Source organism: Bordetella bronchialis (assembly GCF_001676705.1).
Taxonomy (GTDB): domain Bacteria; phylum Pseudomonadota; class Gammaproteobacteria; order Burkholderiales; family Burkholderiaceae_B; genus Bordetella_C; species Bordetella_C bronchialis.
Genome location: NZ_CP016170.1, coordinates 4,624,998 through 4,641,852 on the forward strand (window position 1 = coordinate 4,624,998; position 16,855 = coordinate 4,641,852).

A 16,855-nucleotide genomic window follows, 5' to 3' on the forward strand; every position below is an offset into this window, starting at 1 on the left:
GGGGCTGACGCCCATGCCGGCTACCGGAAACGGCCTTAGTCGGCCTGCTTGCGCAGGAAGGCCGGGATGTCGAAGTGGTCCATGCCCGAGCTTTCCAGCGCGCGCACCTGGGCCGACGCCTGCGTGCGCGGATTGCGCATTACCGAAGGCATATCCAGATTGCGGTAGTCGCCCTGGCCGCTGCCGTTGGGCGCCATGCCGACCATCGGGAAGTCGTCGGTACCGGTGCGCAGGGCCTCGGCGCGGCTCTGCACCAGCTGCGGACGGGTGGAGTTGCGGCCCAGGCCGGTGGCCACCACGGTCACGCGCAGGCTGTCGCCCATGGACTCGTCGTAGGCGGTGCCGAAGATCACGGTGGCATCCTCGGACGCGTAGCCGCGGATGGTTTCCATGATTTCGCGCGTTTCGCGCATCTTCAGGGTACGGCTGGCGGTGATGTTCACCAGCACGCCGCGGGCACCGTGCAGGTCCACGCCTTCCAGCAGCGGGCAGGCGATGGCGTGCTCGGCGGCGACGCGGGCGCGGTCGGCGCCGGACGCGGTGGCCGTGCCCATCATGGCCTGGCCCTGCTCGCCCATGATGGTCTTGACGTCCTCGAAGTCGACGTTGACGTTGCCTTCCACATTGATGATTTCCGCGATGCCGGCGCAGGCATTGTGGAGGATGTCGTCGGCGGCCTTGAAGCAGTCTTCCTGCGTGGCGTCCTCATCCATCAGGTCGTACAGGTTTTCGTTCAGCACGACGATCAGCGAATGCACGTGCTTGGCGAGCTCGCTGATGCCTTCCTCGGCCATCTTCAGGCGTTTGTTGCCTTCGAAGCCGAAGGGCTTGGTCACCACGCCCACCGTCAGGATGCCCAGCTCCTTGGCGACTTCCGCCACCACCGGACCGGCGCCCGTCCCCGTGCCGCCGCCCATGCCGGCCGTGATGAAAACCATGTGCGCGCCATTCAGCGCGGCACGGATTTCCTCGCGGGCGGTTTCGGCGGACGCGCGGCCCTGCTCCGGCTTGGCGCCGGCGCCCAGGCCGGTGCGGCCCAGGCGGATCTGCACGGGCGCGTTGGTCGCGGCCAGGGCCTGCGCATCGGTATTCGCGCAAATGAAATCGACCCCGCTCACGCCGTTGCGGATCATGTGCGCGACGGCATTGCCGCCCGCGCCGCCAACACCAACGACCTTGATGACGGTCCCTTTGGTGCTGTTCTCTAGCATTTCAAAGTTCATGATGCGACTCCCTCAAGTCTGATTGCAAATCACAAAAAAATTTCCCCGACTACCTTCTTTGTGAATCGCTTCAAAGCCGACGCCGACACGATGGCCCGCCACGGGTTTGAAGCGTCTCCGCCAGCATGCCGCCTGTTGCTCGGCACGCCCCGGGATCGCCGTTCAGCGCGATCCCTGTTAATTCATGAACCATTCCTTCATCCGCGACAGCAGGCTCTTGAAGTTGCCCGTCTGCGCGGCGACCTTGCGCCCGCGCATGCGCTGCATGCGCGCTTCCTGCAGCAAGCCCATCACCGTCGCGAAGCGCGGGTTGCGCATCACGTCGGCCAGGCTTCCTTCGTACTCGGGCACCGCGACGCGAACGGGTTTGAGGAACACATCCTCCGCAAGTTCCACCATTCCCGGCAATTGGGCCGAGCCGCCGGTCAGGACCACGCCCGAGGCCAGCAGATCCTCGTACCCGGAATCGCGCACGACCTGCTGGACCAGCGTGAACAATTCCTCGATACGCGGCTCGATAACGGCTCCCAGTGCCTGCCGCTTAACCAGCCGCGGCCCGCGATCGCCCAGGCCGGGCACTTCCACGGTTTCATCCGGACTGGCCAGCACCTGCTTGGCCACGCCATAGCGCAGCTTGATTTCTTCCGCGTCCGGCGTGGGCGTGCGCAGCATCGCCGCGATGTCGTTGGTGATCTGGTCGCCCGCGATGGGGATGACTGCCGTGTGGCGGATAGCGCCACCGGTGAAGATCGCCACGTCTGTGGTGCCGCCGCCGATATCGACCAGGACGACGCCCAATTCCTTCTCGTCGGTCGTCAGGCACGCCAGGCTGGACGCCAGCGGCTGCAGGATCAGATCCTGGACCTCCAGCCCGCAGCGGCGCACGCACTTGACGATGTTCTGCGCGGCGCTGACGGCGCCGGTGACGATATGCACACGGACTTCCAGGCGCAGCCCGCTCATGCCGATGGGTTCGCGTATGTCTTCCTGGCCGTCGACGATGAACTCCTGGGTCAGCACGTGCAGCACCTGCTGGTCCGTCGGGATATTCACCGCCTTGGCGGTCTCGATGACGCGGGCCACGTCCGTCGCGGTGACTTCCTTGTCCTTGACCGCCACCATGCCGCTGGAGTTGAAACTGCGGATATGGCTGCCCGCGATTCCCGTGTAGACATCGCGGATCTTGCAGTCGGCCATCAGCTCGGCTTCCTCGAGCGCGCGCTGGATGGAATTGACGGTGGTCTCGATGTTCACGACCACGCCCTTGCGCATGCCGCGGGATTCATGCTGGCCCAGGCCCAGCACCTCGAACCGGCCCTCCGGCAGGATTTCGGCGACGACGGCCACCACCTTGCTGGTTCCGATATCGAGGGCGACGATTAAGTCCTTGATGTCACGGGTCATGGCGTTAGCGCTTTTTTAGATTGGATTTCGATTTGGTTTTGGATTCGGCTTCCGGCAGCGGCGCCAGGGCCAGGGCAAACCCATTGGGGTAGCGCAAATCGGCCTGCAGTATGGTCCGGCCCTCCAGCTTCTGCGTCAGCGAGGGCCAGGCCTGCACGAAGCGCTGGATGCGCGCGGCGAAGGGCAGCGCTCCCGGCGGTCCGTTGGGGTCGGGCGCATCGGCGCCCGGATCCCGTCCCAGATCCAGTTTCAAGCCATTGGAGAGGGTCACGCGCCAGGCATAGCGCGGACTCAGCTCCAGATCCTGCACCCGCATGTCCAGCGGCGCGAACCATCGCGCGAGCTCCGCGTAGCGCTGCACGACCAGGCTCTCGCTGCCCTCCGGACCATAGAAATGCGGTAGCGCGGATTCGTCGTCCAGCTCGCCCGTGTTGGCGGTGAATGATTCCCCCCAGGTGTTGATCATCTGGTTTTCGTTCCACAGCGCCAGCGGCTGCTGTTCCTCGATCCGCACGCGCAGCACATTGGGCCAGATACGCCGTATCGCGGCATGGCGCACCCAGGGCACGGACTCGAACAGCTCGCGGGCCTGGTCCAGGTCCATGGTAAAGAAATTGCCTTTCAGTCCGCCCGCGATCGCCGCCCGCATACTGACGGGCGATACGTAATGCAGCTGCGAACCCGGCGCCGCCTCCAGTTCGATGGCGGCCAGGTCGAAATAGGGCCGCTTGGCCAGCCACACCAGCCCGGCCGCCAGCATGGCGAGCACCGCCAGCACGGCAAGCGTGTTGGCGATCAGGTTGGTGGTGCGCGCGTCGTTCCACACGGAATGTCCAGTCAGGTGTTGCGAGCGGGGCTGCGCACTTTGCACGAAGCCTCGGACAGGATTGCCACACAAAGTTCGGGATAGGACATGCCTACCGCCTGCGCCGCCTTGGGCACCAGCGAATGGCTGGTCATGCCCGGCGACGTGTTCATTTCCAGCAGCCAGACGCGCTGGTCCTTGCCCAATATCAGGTCGGCGCGGCCCCAGCCTTCGCAGCCCAGCACCCGGTAGGCCTCCACACTGACACGCCCGACTTCGCGGGCGATGTCCTCGGGCAGGTCCGCGGGGCAGAAGTACTGCGTATCGTCGGAGAAATACTTGTGCTCGTAGTCGTAGTTGCCGTCCGGCGCCGCGATTTCGATGACAGGCAGCGCGCGCGCGTTGCGTCCCGCGCCCAGCAGGGCGACCGTAAGCTCCCGTCCATCGATGAACTGCTCGGCCAGGACCTCGCTGTCGAAGCGGGCAGCTTCGGCATAGGCTTCCTTCATGTCGGAATAGCCCCGCACCTTGGTGATGCCTACCGTCGAGCCCTCGTGCGGCGGCTTGACGATCAGCGGCAGCCCCAGGCTGTCGGGCACCCGGCGCAGCTCGGTGTGCTCGTCCAGGATGGCGAAATCCGGCGTGGGCAGGCCGTGCTGCAGCCAGATGCGCTTGGTCATGATCTTGTCCATCGCAATGGCCGAGGCGGCCGGCCCGCTGCCCGTATACGGGATCCCCAGCAGTTCCAGCGCCCCCTGCAGGGTGCCGTCCTCGCCATAGCGGCCATGCAACGCGATGAACACGCGATCGAAGCCCGCGGCTTCCAGTTCGCCGAAGCTGCGCAGGCCGGTGTCGAATAGATGCGCATCCACGCCCACGCTGCGCAGCGCTTCGTGCACACCCGTGCCCGACATCAGCGAGACTTCACGCTCGGCCGAGCGGCCGCCATACAGCACGCCGACACGGCCCAGCCCGCGCCCGTCGGGGCCCGCGCTCGCGGCGGCCCGCGCGCGGCGCAGGCTTTCTTCCTGCATCGCCGTATCCATCATTGGACTACCCTCCTGTCGGCCTGCGTCGCTTCGCCCGGCGCCAGCGCGCCGGCCAGGTCGCCGATCTGCGCCGGGACCTTGCTGATGGAGCCGGCGCCCATCACGATGACGACATCGCCGTCGCGCACGAAATCCAGCGTCGCCTGCGGCAGCTCCGCCACGTCATCCACGAACACCGGCTCCACCTTGCCCGCCACGCGCAGGGCGCGCGCCAGCGCGCGGCCGTCCGCGGCCACCAGCGGGGTTTCGCCCGCCGCGTAGACTTCCGTCAGTAGCACGGCGTCGGCCGTGCCAAGGACGCGGACGAAGTCCTCGAAGCAGTCGCGGGTGCGGGTATAGCGATGGGGCTGGAAGGCCAGCACGATGCGCCGGTCGGGCCAGGCGCCGCGCGCCGCCGCCAGCGTCGCCGCCATTTCGACGGGGTGGTGCCCGTAGTCGTCGATCACCGTGAACACGCCGCCGCCATGCGAGCGCGGCGCGGCGAAATCGCCGACGTGCGTGAAGCGCCGGTTGACGCCATGGAACGATTCGAGCGCGCCGCAGATGGCTTCGTCAGGCACGCCCAGCTCCGACGCCACGGCGATGGCGGCCAGGGCATTGCGCACGTTGTGCAGGCCCGGCAGGTTCAGGCATACGGAAAGCGGCGGCAGCACGATATCGCGATCGCGGCGCAGGACATCGAAGCACATCCGCGTGCCGTCGGCCCGCACATTGCGTCCGGCCACCTGGGCTTCGCCGTTCAGGCCGTAGGTCGTGACGGGGCGCGAGATGAAGGGCATGATTTCGCGCACATTGGCGTCGTCGCTGCACAGCACCGCGCTGCCGTAGAACGGCAGCTTCTGCGTGAATTCGATGAAGGCGCTCTTCAGGCGCGCAACGTCGTGGCCATAAGTGTCCATATGGTCCGCATCGATGTTGGTCACGATGGCCATGACGGGCAGCAGGTTCAGGAACGAGGCGTCGGACTCGTCGGCCTCGACAACGATGTACTCGCCCTGCCCCAGGCGCGCATTGGCGCCGGCCGAGTTGAGCCGGCCGCCGATGACGAAGGTCGGATCCAGGCCGCCGGCGGCCAGCACGCTGGCCACCAGGCTGGTCGTGGTCGTCTTGCCGTGGGTTCCGGCGATCGCGATGCCGCGCTTCAGGCGCATGAGCTCGGCCAGCATGATGGCGCGGGGCACCACCGGAATACGGCTGGCGCGGGCGGCGATCACTTCCGGGTTGTCGCCCGCCACCGCGGTCGAGGTAACGATGGCGTCGGCGCCGGCGATATTCGCGGCCGTATGTCCGATGACGATGGACATGCCCAGGCCGGACAGCCGGCGCGTCACCGCGGATTCGTGCAAGTCAGAGCCGCTGACGCGATAGCCCAGGTTCAGCAGCACCTCCGCGATGCCGCTCATGCCGGACCCGCCGATGCCGACGAAATGGATATGTTGGATACGGTGTTTCATGATGCTTGTTTCACTCCCCCGCCCAGGCGACGCGCCGCGACGGCTTCGCAGGCGTCGGCGATGTGGCGGGCCGCATCCGGCATGGCGCGGCCGCGCGCACGGGCGGCAACGGCTTGCAGCTCGTCGCGTCCGCGCTGGGTCAGCCAGTCCGCCAGCCATTGCGGGCTCAATTCGGTTTGCTGGCGCAGCCATGCCGCGCCGGCGTCGCTCAGGTAACGGGCATTCGCCGTCTGATGATCGTCGATGGCGTGCGGGAAAGGCACGAACAGCGCCGCCGCGCCCGCGGCGGCGATTTCGGCCACCGTCATCGCGCCCGCCCGGCAGATCACCAGATCGGCGGCCGCCAGCGCGCCCGCCATATCGTCGATGAAGGCGCGGCAGTCCGCCTGCACGCCAGCGGCGGCATAGCCATCGCGCAGCGCATCGATGTGCTGTTCGCCCGCCTGGTGCGTGACGACCGGACGCGCCGCTTCCGGCAGCAAGGCCAGCGCTTGCGGCACCACGGTATTCAGGGCCTGCGCCCCCAGGCTGCCACCCACCACCAGCACGCGCAGCGGGCCGGACCGGCCGGCATAGCGCTGCTCGGGCGGGGGGACCGCGCCGACTTCGCGGCGCACGGGGTTGCCGACCATCTCGCCACGCGGCAACACGCCGGGGAATCCGGTCAGGACGCGGCGCGCCAGGCGCGCCAGCGTGCGATTGGCCGTGCCGCCCACGGCGTTCTGTTCATGCACCACCAGCGGCACGCGGCGCAGCGCCGCGGCCAGGCCGCCGGGAAACGCCACATAGCCGCCCATGCCCAGTACCACGTCCGGCCGCGCCGCGGACATGTGCCGCCATGCCTGCCGCGTGGCCGCATACAGGCGCGACGGCAGCTGCAGCAAAGCCTTGATGCCGCGGCCCCGCACGCCCTGGAAACGCAGTTCCGCCATTTCGATGCCTTGCGCGGGCACCAGCCGGCCTTCCATTTTGTCCGGATTGCCCAGCCACAGGACACGCCAGCCGCGTTCGCGCAGCACGGCGGCCACGGCCAGGCCGGGCATGATATGCCCGCCCGTTCCGCCCGCCATGATCAGCGCCGTGCGCCCGGCGTATGCGTTCATACCCGCCCCCCACGCATCATCGTGCGGTTTTCGAGGTCGACGCGGATCAGCATGGCCAGGGCCACCAGGTTCATGACCACGCCCGAACCGCCATAGCTCATCAGCGGCAGGGTCAGGCCCTTGGTGGGCAGCAGGCCCAGGCACACGCCCATATTGATGAAGGCCTGTACGCCGAACCATATCGCCACGCCCTGTGCCAGCATGCCGGCGAACGTGCGCTCCATGGCGATGGCCTGCCGGCCGATCTCGAAGCCGCGCAGGACGATGGTCGCGAACAGGGAGATCACCAGCATGACGCCGACGAAACCCAGTTCCTCGCCGACCACGGCCATCAGGAAGTCGGTATGCGCCTCGGGCAGATAGTGCAGTTTTTCGACGCTGGCGCCCAGGCCGACACCGAACCATTCGCCACGTCCCAGCGCGATCAGCGAATGCGACAACTGGTAGGCGCTGCCGTAGGCATTGTCCTGGTTCCACGGATCCAGATACGCGAACAGGCGCGCACGGCGCCAGGGCGAGGCCCAGATCAGCAGCAGGAAGGTGCCGACCAGAACGCCGAGCAGGCTGCTGAAATACTTGCCGTTGATGCCGCCCAGGAACAGGATGCCGATGGCGATGGCGACGATGACCATGAACGCGCCCAGGTCCGGCTCCAGCAGCAGGAACATGCCGACGCCGCCCAGCGCGCACGCCATGGGCAGAAAGCCCCGGGCGAAGTTCTGCATATGTTCCTGCTTGCGCACGGTGTAGTCGGCGGCATAAAGCAGGGCCGCGACTTTCATCAGCTCGGACGGCTGGAAATTGATGGGACCGAGCGGGATCCAGCGATGCGAACCGTTGACCTCGCGCCCGATGCCCGGCACCAGCACGATGGCAAGCAGGAACAGCGCCAGGACGAACAGCGGCACGGCCAGGCGCTGCCACACGCGGATGGGAACCGTAATGGCGCACGCGGCCGCCACCAGGCCCACGGCCACGAAAGCGGCATGGCGCACCACGAAATAGTATTGGCCGTAGGCGGCATAGCGCGGGCCATCGGCCAATGCGATGGACGCCGAATAGACCATGAGCAGGCCCAGCGACAGCAGCGTGCCGGCGGCGATGACCAACGGCATGTCGAAGCTGCGCATGCGCGTGCGGCCGGGCCGGACGGCGTTGACGCTCCCGGTCAGGTCGGCAAATAAGCTCATGCGACCTCCCCCCGATCCAACGCCAGTTCCTGGGCTTCCTGGGCGAAGACTTGGCCGCGGTGTACGTAGTTGCGGAACATGTCCATGCTGGCGCAGGCGGGCGACAGCAGTACGGCGTCGCCGGGTTGCGCCAGCGCCATGGCCTGGCGCACGGCATCGCGCATGTCGGTCGCCTGCGCGCACTGCACGCCGGTGGACGCCAGGGCCTTGCCGATTTCCGGACCGTCCTGGCCGATCAGGACCAGGGCGCGGGCATGCCGGGCCACCGGCGCGACCAGTGGCGAGAAATCCTGGCCCTTGCCCAGGCCCCCGGCGATCAGCACCACGGGCTGGCCCAGGCCTTCCAGCGCGGCCACCGTCGCGCCCACATTGGTGCCCTTGCTGTCATTGATGAAGTCGACGTCGCCGATGCGGCGCACGAACTCCACGCGGTTCGGTTCGCCGGCATATTCCCGCGCGGCGCGCAGCATGGGCCCCCAGCCGATATCCAGCGCCCGGCCCAAAGCCAGGGCGGCCAGCGTGTTCGTCGCGTTGTGCATGCCGCGGATGCGCAGCGCATCCACGGGCATCAGCCGGGACACGCGGCCCGCCGGGCGCGGTGGCGGCGGCGCGTCTTTCTTGCGGCGCGCGGGCGTGGGAGCCGGAATATCGAAATCGCTGGCTTCGCAGGCGGTCAGCCATGCCACGCCCTGCCCGGCCTCCAGGCCCATATCGCCGACCAGCGCCGGCAGGTCGCGGCCGAAACTGCGTACGCGCCGGTCGTCCAGGCTTTCGACCATGCCCACCGTGAGCGGATCGTCCCGGTTGACGATGGCGACGCGCGCCATGGCGAGCAGCCGGCCCTTGGCCTGCGCATAGGACTGCATATCGCCATGCCAATCCAGGTGGTCCTGCGTGACATTGAGGACGACCGCCGCGTCGCACGCCAGCGTGTGCGTGGTATGCAGCTGGAAGCTGGACAACTCCAGTACCCAGGCTTGCGGCAAGGCGTTGTTGTCCAGGGCATCCATCAACGCGGTCAACGCGGCGGGACCGATATTGCCGGCGGCGCGCGCGCTCATGCCGGCGGCTTCGATCATGCTGCGCGTCAGCGCCGTGACCGTGGTCTTGCCATTGGTGCCGGTGACCGCCACCACGCGGGGACGATACTCGCGGCTTTCCGCCAGCGTTTGCAGCGCCCGCGCGAACAGTTCGATTTCGCCCACGACTTCGATGCCGCGCTTTTCGGCTTCGGCCAGCAGCGCTTGCGCCGGCGGCTGGTTGGGCGCCAGCCCCGGGCTGATGACGACCTGTGCGACGCCATCCAGCAGCGACGCGTCGAATTCCTGGCTGCCCAGGCGATAGTCCGGCAGCTCGCTGTCGGCCATGCCGTCGAACACGGCGCGCAATTGGTCCAGGCCGCCCGGCTGCTCCCGGGTATCGGCGATACGCAGGCGCGCGCCGCTGCGCGCGCACCAGCGCGCGGCGGCGATACCGGTTTCGCCCAGACCCAGGATCAGGATGCAAGACGTATCGGAAACGGGAAACTCCGTTGCGCTCATCGCAATTTCAACGTCGAAAGGCCAATCAAAACAAGCATCATGCTGATGATCCAGAACCGCACGACCACCTGCGTTTCTTTCCAGCCGCCCACTTCGAAATGGTGGTGCAGCGGCGCCATGCGGAAGATCCGCCGGCCTTCGCCATACTTGCGTTTGGTGTATTTGAACCAGCTGACCTGCACCATGACCGACAGCGTCTCGACCACGAAGACGCCGCCCATGATGAAGAGCACGATTTCCTGGCGCGCGATCACGGCCACCGTGCCCAGCGCCCCACCGAGCGCGAGCGCGCCGACATCGCCCATGAACACCTGCGCCGGATAGGCGTTGAACCAGAGAAAGGCCAGGCCCGCCCCCGCCAAGGCGGCGCATAGCACGAGCAATTCCGCCGCGCCGGGCACATACGGGAACAGCAGGTACTTGGAATAGTCGGCGCGGCCGATGACATACGCGAAGATGCCCAGCGCGCCGCCCACCATCACGGTAGGCATGATGGCCAGGCCGTCCAGGCCGTCGGTCAGGTTGACCGCGTTGCTGGTGCCCACGATCACGAACCAGGTCAAGGCGACGAAACCCAGCACGCCCAGCGGGTAGCTGACCGTCTTGAAGAAAGGCACGATCAGGTCCGCGCGCGTGGGCAGCGGCATGATGAAGCCGCTTGCCACCCAGTTGCGGAACAAGGGCCACAGCTCGGTATTGGCGGGCGCCGAGACCGCGAAAGCCAGATAGACGGCGGCCACCAGCCCGATCAGCGCCTGCCAGAAGAATTTCTGCCGCGCCGGCATGCCTTCGGGATTGCGATGCACCACCTTGCGGTAATCGTCCATCCAGCCGATCAGGCCGAAGCCGAACGTGACCAGCAGCACGACCCAGACGAAGCGGTTGCTCCAGTCCGCCCACAGCAAGGTGCTGATGCCGATGGCGATCAGGATCAGCGCCCCACCCATGGTGGGCGTGCCGGTCTTCACCAGGTGCGTCTGGGGGCCATAGGCGCGCACGGCCTGGCCGATCTTCAGTTCGGTAAGTTTGCGGATCACGCGCGGGCCGAAGAACAGGCCGATCAACAGCGCGGTGGCGCAGGCGAACACCGCGCGCAAGGTGATGTACTCGAAGACGCCGAAAGTGCGAATGTCGTCGGAAAGCCAGCGGGCGATCTCAAGCAGCATGCTGTTCTCCCTGCCCCAGGGGCGCATGTCCATCGGTACTCAACAACGCCTTCACTACCCGCTCCATGCGCATAAAGCGCGAACCCTTCACCAATACGGCGCGCGCGGTTGCGCCGCGCAGCGCCGTCACAATTTCTTCCACACTTTCGCAAGCCCTTGCCCCCGCGCCGAAGGCCGTCGCGGCATCGCCGGCGGCTTTTCCCAGGGTCAGGAAGAGATCGATGCCGCGCTCTCGCGCGTACTCGCCCACTTCGCGATGCATCGCCGGACCGTTGGCGCCCACTTCGCCCATGTCCCCCAATACCAGCGCGCGCGGCGCGGGCAATTGGGCAAGCACGTCGATGGCCGCCCTGACAGAGTCCGGGTTCGCATTGTAGGTGTCATCCACCAACAAGGTTCCGTCACTCAATTGATGCCGCTGCATCCGCCCGGACACCGGGCTGAAGGCGGCCAGGGCGCGGCACGCGGAGGCCAGCGGCGCGCCGGCGGCCAGGGCGCACGCCGTCGCCGCCAACGCGTTGCGCAGATTGTGCATGCCCGGCACCGGCAGCTCCAGCATCGCTGTGCCAGCAGGTGTGACCAATTGGCACTGAGTACCCAGCGCATCGGGCCGTACCTGCTCCGCGTACACGTCCAGGCCGGCCTGCAGGCCGAAGCGCAGCACGCGCGGCGTGGCGCTCATGACGTCCCACGCGCCGGTATAGGCATCGTCGCCGGGATACACGGCATAGCCGTCGGAGGGCAGCGCGGCCAGCACGCCGCCGTTTTCCTCGGCCACCGCCTGCACCGAATGCATGAACTCCTGGTGCTCGCGCTGCGCGTTGTTGACCAGCGCCACCGTGGGCGCCGCCATGGCGGCCAGCTGGGCGATCTCGCCGGGATGATTCATGCCCAGCTCGAAGACCGCGGCCCGGTGATGCGCGCGCAAGCGCAGCAGCATCAGCGGCAGGCCGATATCGTTATTGAAGTTGCCCAGGCTCGCGAAGCGCTGTTCCGCGCCCAGCCAGTCGGCCAGGATGGCCGAGATCATCTCCTTGGTGGTGGTCTTGCCGTTGCTGCCGGCGACCGCTATCACGGGGATATCGAAACGTGCGCGCCATGCCGCGCCCATGCGGCCCAGCGCCACGCGCGTATCGCCCAGCACCAGCTGCGGCAGGCGTACGCCTTCCATCCGGCGCGCGACCACCGCGGCGACCGCGCCCTGGTCCTGCGCCTGTCCCAGGTAGTCGTGGGCGTCGAAGCGCTCTCCCACCAGGGCGATGAACAGCTGGCCCGTGGAAATAGTGCGGGTATCGGTGGACACGGCGGACACCGCCGGCAGCAGCAGGGCCAGCCGGGCCCATTCGCGGTCGTCGAAAGGCAGCTTGACGCCGGCGACCTCCTGATAGGTCTCGTGGCCCTTGCCCGCCAGCAGCACGACGTCTTCCAACCGCGCGGACCAGATCGTCGCCATGATGGCTTTGGCGCGGTCCCGCTCGACCAGCACGGTGGCGCCATCGGCGATACCGGCGCGGATTTGCGCCAGGATCGCGGCGGGGTCCTCGCTGCGCGGATTGTCGCTGCTCAGCACCACGCAATCCGCGCCCTGGGCCGCAATGGCGCCCATGACTGGGCGCTTGCCGGCATCCCGGTCGCCGCCGCAGCCGAACAGGCATATCAGCCGGCCGCCGCGCGCGCGCGCCACCGGCCGCAGCGCCGCCAAGGCGCGGTCCAGCGCGTCCGGCGTATGGGAATAGTCGACTACGACCATGGGGCCCGCGGCGCCGTCGGCGTCGGGCGCGGCAATGGGCGTGACGATTTCCATCCTGCCCGCCACCGGCGTGGCGGCGGCCAGTTCGCGCGCGATGTCGGACAGCGGCCAGCCCAGCGCCTGCAGCACGCCGGCCACCAGCAGCAGGTTCGACACATTGTGCTGCCCGAGCAGCCCCGTCATGATCTGCGCCTCGCCTTGCGCGGTGGCCAGCGTGAAGATCTGCCCCTGCCCCGTCACCGAGAGGTCCCGCGCATGCACATCCGCGGCGGACTGGACGCCATAGGTCAGCACGCGTTCCGGCGGCAGCGCGGCGATCAGCCGGCCGCCGGCTTCGTCGTCGGCATTGATGACGGACTTGCTCAGGCCGGGCCACGCGAACAAGCCGGCCTTCGCGGCCTCGTAGGCCTGCATGGTGCCGTGGTAATCCAGATGGTCGCGGCTCAGATTGGTGAACGCGGCGATATCGATGCGCACGCCGTCCATGCGGCCCTGCTCGATGCCGATGGACGAGGCCTCCATCGCCACGAATTGGGCGCCTGCCTGGCGCATGCGCGCCAGCAGGCGGTGCACGGCCAGCACGTCGGGCGTGGTCAGGGCGCCGGGCAGCGCCTGCCCATCGGGCAGCGTGGCGCCCAGCGTACCGATGGCGCCGCAGGGTTTGCCGGCATGGGTGAGCGCCTGCGCCAGCCACTGCACCGTCGAGGTCTTGCCATTGGTGCCGGTGACGGCGATCACCGCCAGCGCGGCGGAGGGCCGGCCATACCAGGTATCGGCCAAGGCCCCCAGCATGCCGCGCAGCCCGTCCACCACGCGCAGCGGCACATCGGAGCCCGGCACCGGCGGGGTGTCGCGCGGGCCTTCGACCAGGATGGCCGCCGCGCCGCGCGCGATCGCCTGCTGTATATAGAGTGTGCCGTCGCTGGCGCGTCCGCGGCAGGCGACGAACACGTCGCCCGCGCATATCTCGCGCGAGTCCAGGCGCAGATCGGCCGCGGCCGCGACGTGGGCACGCAACCATGACACGACGCCGTCCGCATCGGACGGCGTCGTGACGGGGAAATCCACGGTCGTGGCGTTCATCTCGTCGGCTCCTGCAAGCCCGCCACCACGGTGGACTCGAAAGGAGCGTCGGGTTGAACATTCATCAGCCGCAGCGTGCCGCCGACGATGGTCGAGAACACAGGGGCTGCCACCGCGCCACCATAGTAGCCCCCGGTCTGGGGCTCGTCGATGGTGACGGCCACCACAATGCGCGGATCCGAAACCGGCGCGAAACCGACGAAGGAGCTGCGATAGCGGCTGGTGCTGTACTTGCCGTCGACGATCTTGCGCGCGGTACCGCTTTTACCGGCCACGCGGTAGCCCTGGACCTGGGCCAGCTTGGCCCCATCCGGCCCCGCCGCCGCTTCCAGGAAACCACGGATGAGCGCCGCGATCTTGGGCGGATACACCTTGACGCTGGTCGGCTCGCTGTCGCGCTTGACCAGGGTCAACGACACCATATCGCCGTCGCGGGCGAATACCGTATAGGCCCGCGCCATCTGCAGCAGCGACACGGAAAGGCCGTAGCCATAGGCCATGGTGGCTTTTTCGATCAGGCGCCAGCGCTCCCATGGCCGCAGGCGTCCGGGCGCGGCGCCCGGGAAACCCAGCTGCGGCGCCTGGCCCAGTCCCAGTTCGGTAAAGCGGTCCCACATCTCGCGCGGCTCGAGCTTCTCGGAAATCAGGGTCATGCCGATATTGCTGGAGCGGCGCAGCACGTCGGCCACGTTGATGGTGCCGTTGCGGCTGACATCGCTGATGGTCGAACCCTGGTAGCGAAAGTGGCCATTGCCCGTATCGAACATGGTGGACGTCGTGATGCGCCCCAGGTCCAGCGCCAGCGCGGCGGTGAACGGCTTCATGATGGAGCCGGGCTCGAAGGTATCCGTGATGGCCTGGTTGCGCAGCGCATCCGAATCCAGCGAACTGCGGTCGCCCGGATCGTAGGTGGGCAGGCTGGCCATGCTGAGGATTTCGCCGGTCCGCGAATCCAGCACGACGGCCGCCGCGCCGCGCGCGTGATGGAGCGCGATCGCGTCGCTGAGCGCCTTGTACACCAGGTACTGCACGCGCGTATCGACGGACAGGCGCAGGTCCTTGCCGTTGACGGGCTCCGTCACGGCCTGGACGTCCTCGATCACGCGGCCAAGCCGGTCCTTGATCACGCGGCGGGTGCCCGGGCGTCCGGACAGGAGCTTATTGAAGGCCAGCTCCACGCCTTCCTGGCCCTGGTCTTCTACATTGGTAAAGCCCACCACGTGGGCCATGACCTCGCCTTCCGGATAGTAGCGGCGCGTTTCCGGCTGCTGGTGGATGCCCGGCACGCCCAGTTGCTTGACCTTGTCGGCGATCTCCATCGGCACCTGGCGCTTCAGGTATACGAAGTTCTTGTCCTCGTCGGCCAGACGTTTGCCGAGGTCGGCAGTGGGCATATCGAGCAGCTTGCCCAGGGCGGCCAACTGCTGGGGCGAGGCCGAGCGGGCATCGTCCGGAATGGCCCAGATGGCGCGCGCCGGGACGCTGGACGCCAGCACGACGTTGTTGCGATCGAGGATCTTGCCGCGCGTGGCGGCCAGCGTCAGGGTGCGCTCGTAGCGCCGCTCGCCCTGCTGCTGGAGAAAGTCGGTCGTGATGCCCTGCAGGAAAAGCGCGCGCGCGGCCAGGGTGCCGAAGCCCAGGAAGAGCAGGATCAGGACCAGGCGGGACCGCCAGGCCGGCAATTGCCCGCGCAGCACGGGACTGTTGAAAAAAGGCAGCCGCTTCACTGGGTGCCTCCGGCCGCCTGGGGCTGGTTGAGATAGAGCGTCCGGTCAGGCACGATGGGAATCATCTTCAGGTCTTCGCGCGCGGCGCGATCCACGCGCGCGTTGCGGGCGAGTTCGGCGCGGTCCAGCTGCAGCCGCCGCCAATCGTTGTCCAGGTCGCGGGCCTGGGCCTGCGCGCGGTCGAAATCGATGAACAACTGGCGCGCCTGATAGCGGCTGGTGACCAGCGAAATGGCGCAGGACATGAGCACCACGGCCAGGAGCAGACTGAGGCGGCCCATCAGTGCCTCCCTTTGCCTGCACGGCGCGTACGCGCCGCGGCCAGAGGATCGATGCCGGCGAAAGCGGCGCCGCCGCCGGCCGGCAGCGCGACGGCGGTGCGCTCGGCGACGCGCAGGACGGCGGAGCGCGCGCGAGGATTCAGCGCGGTCTCATCGGCATCGGCCAGCACGCGCGCCAGCGAGCGCAACAGGGGCTGCGGCATTTCGCTCTCGCGCAGCGGCAGGCGCGAATGCGCCGCTCCCGGCCGCGCGGCCGCCGCGATGAACTGCTTGACCATGCGGTCTTCGAGCGAATGAAAGCTGATCACCGCCAACCTCCCCATCGGCGCGAGCAGATCTAGAGCTGACGCGAGGGCGCGTGAGAGTTCTTCGAGTTCCCGATTGAGGTAAATCCGTAAAGCCTGAAAGGTGCGCGTGGCCGGATGCTGCCCCTTTTCGCGCGTGCGGACGGCGCCTGCGACGAGCTCGGCAAGCTCGAGCGTGGTGCGCAGCGGCCCTGTTGCGCGGCGAGCTGCAATCGTTTTTGCAATCTGAAAAGCAAACCGTTCTTCGCCATATTCCGCAATGACCTCCCGCATTTCATCCACACTGGCCTGGGCCAGCCATTCCGCGGCCGTGGGGCCGCGCGTCGTATCCATGCGCATATCGAGCGGGCCTTCGCGCATGAAAGAAAACCCCCGCCCGGCGTCGTCCAGCTGGGGAGACGAAACTCCCAGGTCCAGCATGACGCCGTCCACCTTGTGCACGCCCAGATCGGCCAGGGCCTCGCGCATGGTCGCGAAGCCATCGTGCACCACCGTCACGCGAGCGTCGCTGGCGGCCAGCTGGCCTGCCACCGCGATCGCGGCCGGGTCCTTGTCGAACACCACCAGACGGGCCTTGGGCGACAGCCGTTGCAGCAAAGCGCTGGAATGGCCGCCGCGACCGAATGTCCCATCGACATAGACGCCTTCCAGGCGGCGCTGTGCGTCGGCGGCATCGTCCCCGCTGCGGCCGGCGGCTTTGCGGCTGCCGAAATTCGGCAACAACAAGGCATCCACCGTCGGCGCCAGCAGCACGGGCCGATGTTCGAGTTCCAT

The 16,855-nt window shown here is 67.7% G+C and carries 13 protein-coding genes; all 13 read right to left on the minus strand.

Going from position 1 to position 16,855, the window contains the following annotated elements; translation table 11 throughout:
• Positions 1-35: 35 nt before the first annotated feature.
• The 13 genes from ftsZ to rsmH all read right to left on the minus strand — a co-directional run bounded on the left by ftsZ (position 36) and on the right by rsmH (position 16,855).
• The gene (ftsZ, locus tag BAU06_RS20370) at positions 36-1,226 is read right to left on the minus strand and encodes a cell division protein FtsZ (protein ID WP_066354479.1); all 1,191 of its coding nucleotides are present in this window, start codon (positions 1,224-1,226) and stop codon (positions 36-38) included.
• Between the two features lie 174 nt (positions 1,227-1,400).
• Positions 1,401-2,627 (minus strand): cell division protein FtsA, encoded by a 1,227-nt coding sequence (gene ftsA, locus BAU06_RS20375; RefSeq protein ID WP_066354488.1) that lies wholly within the window; start codon positions 2,625-2,627, stop codon positions 1,401-1,403.
• Positions 2,628-2,631: 4 nt separating this feature from the next.
• Positions 2,632-3,453, minus strand: coding sequence for a cell division protein FtsQ/DivIB (locus tag BAU06_RS20380; RefSeq protein ID WP_066354491.1), 822 nt, complete (start codon positions 3,451-3,453; stop codon positions 2,632-2,634).
• 11 nt (positions 3,454-3,464) lie between these two features.
• Positions 3,465-4,478 carry a D-alanine--D-alanine ligase gene (locus BAU06_RS20385; RefSeq protein WP_269465815.1) on the minus strand — a complete coding sequence of 338 codons (1,014 nt, stop codon included), beginning with the start codon at positions 4,476-4,478 and terminating at the stop codon, positions 3,465-3,467.
• On the minus strand, positions 4,478-5,935 hold the full coding sequence (gene murC / locus BAU06_RS20390) for a UDP-N-acetylmuramate--L-alanine ligase (RefSeq protein ID WP_066354494.1): 1,458 nt from the start codon (positions 5,933-5,935) through the stop codon (positions 4,478-4,480). Before murC ends, BAU06_RS20385 begins: the two co-directional genes overlap by 1 nt.
• Positions 5,932-7,038: an undecaprenyldiphospho-muramoylpentapeptide beta-N-acetylglucosaminyltransferase gene (gene murG, locus BAU06_RS20395; RefSeq protein ID WP_066354497.1), complete on the minus strand. Its 1,107-nt coding sequence runs from the start codon at positions 7,036-7,038 to the stop codon at positions 5,932-5,934. Before murG ends, murC begins: the two co-directional genes overlap by 4 nt.
• The gene (gene ftsW, locus BAU06_RS20400) at positions 7,035-8,228 is read right to left on the minus strand and encodes a putative lipid II flippase FtsW (RefSeq protein ID WP_066354504.1); all 1,194 of its coding nucleotides are present in this window, start codon (positions 8,226-8,228) and stop codon (positions 7,035-7,037) included. The genes murG and ftsW overlap by 4 nt, the downstream gene beginning before the upstream one ends.
• Complete coding sequence (gene murD / locus BAU06_RS20405) at positions 8,225-9,769, minus strand: UDP-N-acetylmuramoyl-L-alanine--D-glutamate ligase (protein WP_066354507.1); 1,545 nt, start codon at positions 9,767-9,769, stop codon at positions 8,225-8,227. Before murD ends, ftsW begins: the two co-directional genes overlap by 4 nt.
• The gene (gene mraY, locus BAU06_RS20410; protein ID WP_066354509.1) at positions 9,766-10,935 is read right to left on the minus strand and encodes a phospho-N-acetylmuramoyl-pentapeptide-transferase; all 1,170 of its coding nucleotides are present in this window, start codon (positions 10,933-10,935) and stop codon (positions 9,766-9,768) included. The genes murD and mraY overlap by 4 nt, the downstream gene beginning before the upstream one ends.
• Positions 10,925-13,768, minus strand: a complete 2,844-nt coding sequence (gene murF / locus BAU06_RS20415) for a bifunctional UDP-N-acetylmuramoyl-L-alanyl-D-glutamate--2,6-diaminopimelate ligase MurE/UDP-N-acetylmuramoyl-tripeptide--D-alanyl-D-alanine ligase MurF (RefSeq protein ID WP_066354517.1) — start codon at positions 13,766-13,768, stop codon at positions 10,925-10,927. Before murF ends, mraY begins: the two co-directional genes overlap by 11 nt.
• The gene (locus BAU06_RS20420; protein ID WP_066354520.1) at positions 13,765-15,495 is read right to left on the minus strand and encodes a peptidoglycan D,D-transpeptidase FtsI family protein; all 1,731 of its coding nucleotides are present in this window, start codon (positions 15,493-15,495) and stop codon (positions 13,765-13,767) included. The genes murF and BAU06_RS20420 overlap by 4 nt, the downstream gene beginning before the upstream one ends.
• Positions 15,492-15,776, minus strand: coding sequence for a cell division protein FtsL (gene ftsL / locus BAU06_RS20425; RefSeq protein WP_066354541.1), 285 nt, complete (start codon positions 15,774-15,776; stop codon positions 15,492-15,494). The genes BAU06_RS20420 and ftsL overlap by 4 nt, the downstream gene beginning before the upstream one ends.
• Positions 15,776-16,855: a 16S rRNA (cytosine(1402)-N(4))-methyltransferase RsmH gene (rsmH, locus tag BAU06_RS20430; RefSeq protein WP_066354553.1), complete on the minus strand. Its 1,080-nt coding sequence runs from the start codon at positions 16,853-16,855 to the stop codon at positions 15,776-15,778. The genes ftsL and rsmH overlap by 1 nt, the downstream gene beginning before the upstream one ends.

Coding starts and splice junctions, on each gene's coding strand:
- ftsA (WP_066354488.1), bottom strand. CDS start 2,627: ATGACCCGTGACATCAAGGACTTAATCGTCGCCCTCGATATCGGAACC.
- ftsW (WP_066354504.1), bottom strand. CDS start 8,228: ATGAGCTTATTTGCCGACCTGACCGGGAGCGTCAACGCCGTCCGGCCC.
- rsmH (WP_066354553.1), bottom strand. CDS start 16,855: ATGGAACTCGAACATCGGCCCGTGCTGCTGGCGCCGACGGTGGATGCC.
- mraY (WP_066354509.1), bottom strand. CDS start 10,935: ATGCTGCTTGAGATCGCCCGCTGGCTTTCCGACGACATTCGCACTTTC.
- ftsL (WP_066354541.1), bottom strand. CDS start 15,776: ATGGGCCGCCTCAGTCTGCTCCTGGCCGTGGTGCTCATGTCCTGCGCC.
- BAU06_RS20385 (WP_269465815.1), bottom strand. CDS start 4,478: ATGGATACGGCGATGCAGGAAGAAAGCCTGCGCCGCGCGCGGGCCGCC.
- murG (WP_066354497.1), bottom strand. CDS start 7,038: ATGAACGCATACGCCGGGCGCACGGCGCTGATCATGGCGGGCGGAACG.
- murC (WP_066354494.1), bottom strand. CDS start 5,935: ATGAAACACCGTATCCAACATATCCATTTCGTCGGCATCGGCGGGTCC.
- murD (WP_066354507.1), bottom strand. CDS start 9,769: ATGAGCGCAACGGAGTTTCCCGTTTCCGATACGTCTTGCATCCTGATC.
- murF (WP_066354517.1), bottom strand. CDS start 13,768: ATGAACGCCACGACCGTGGATTTCCCCGTCACGACGCCGTCCGATGCG.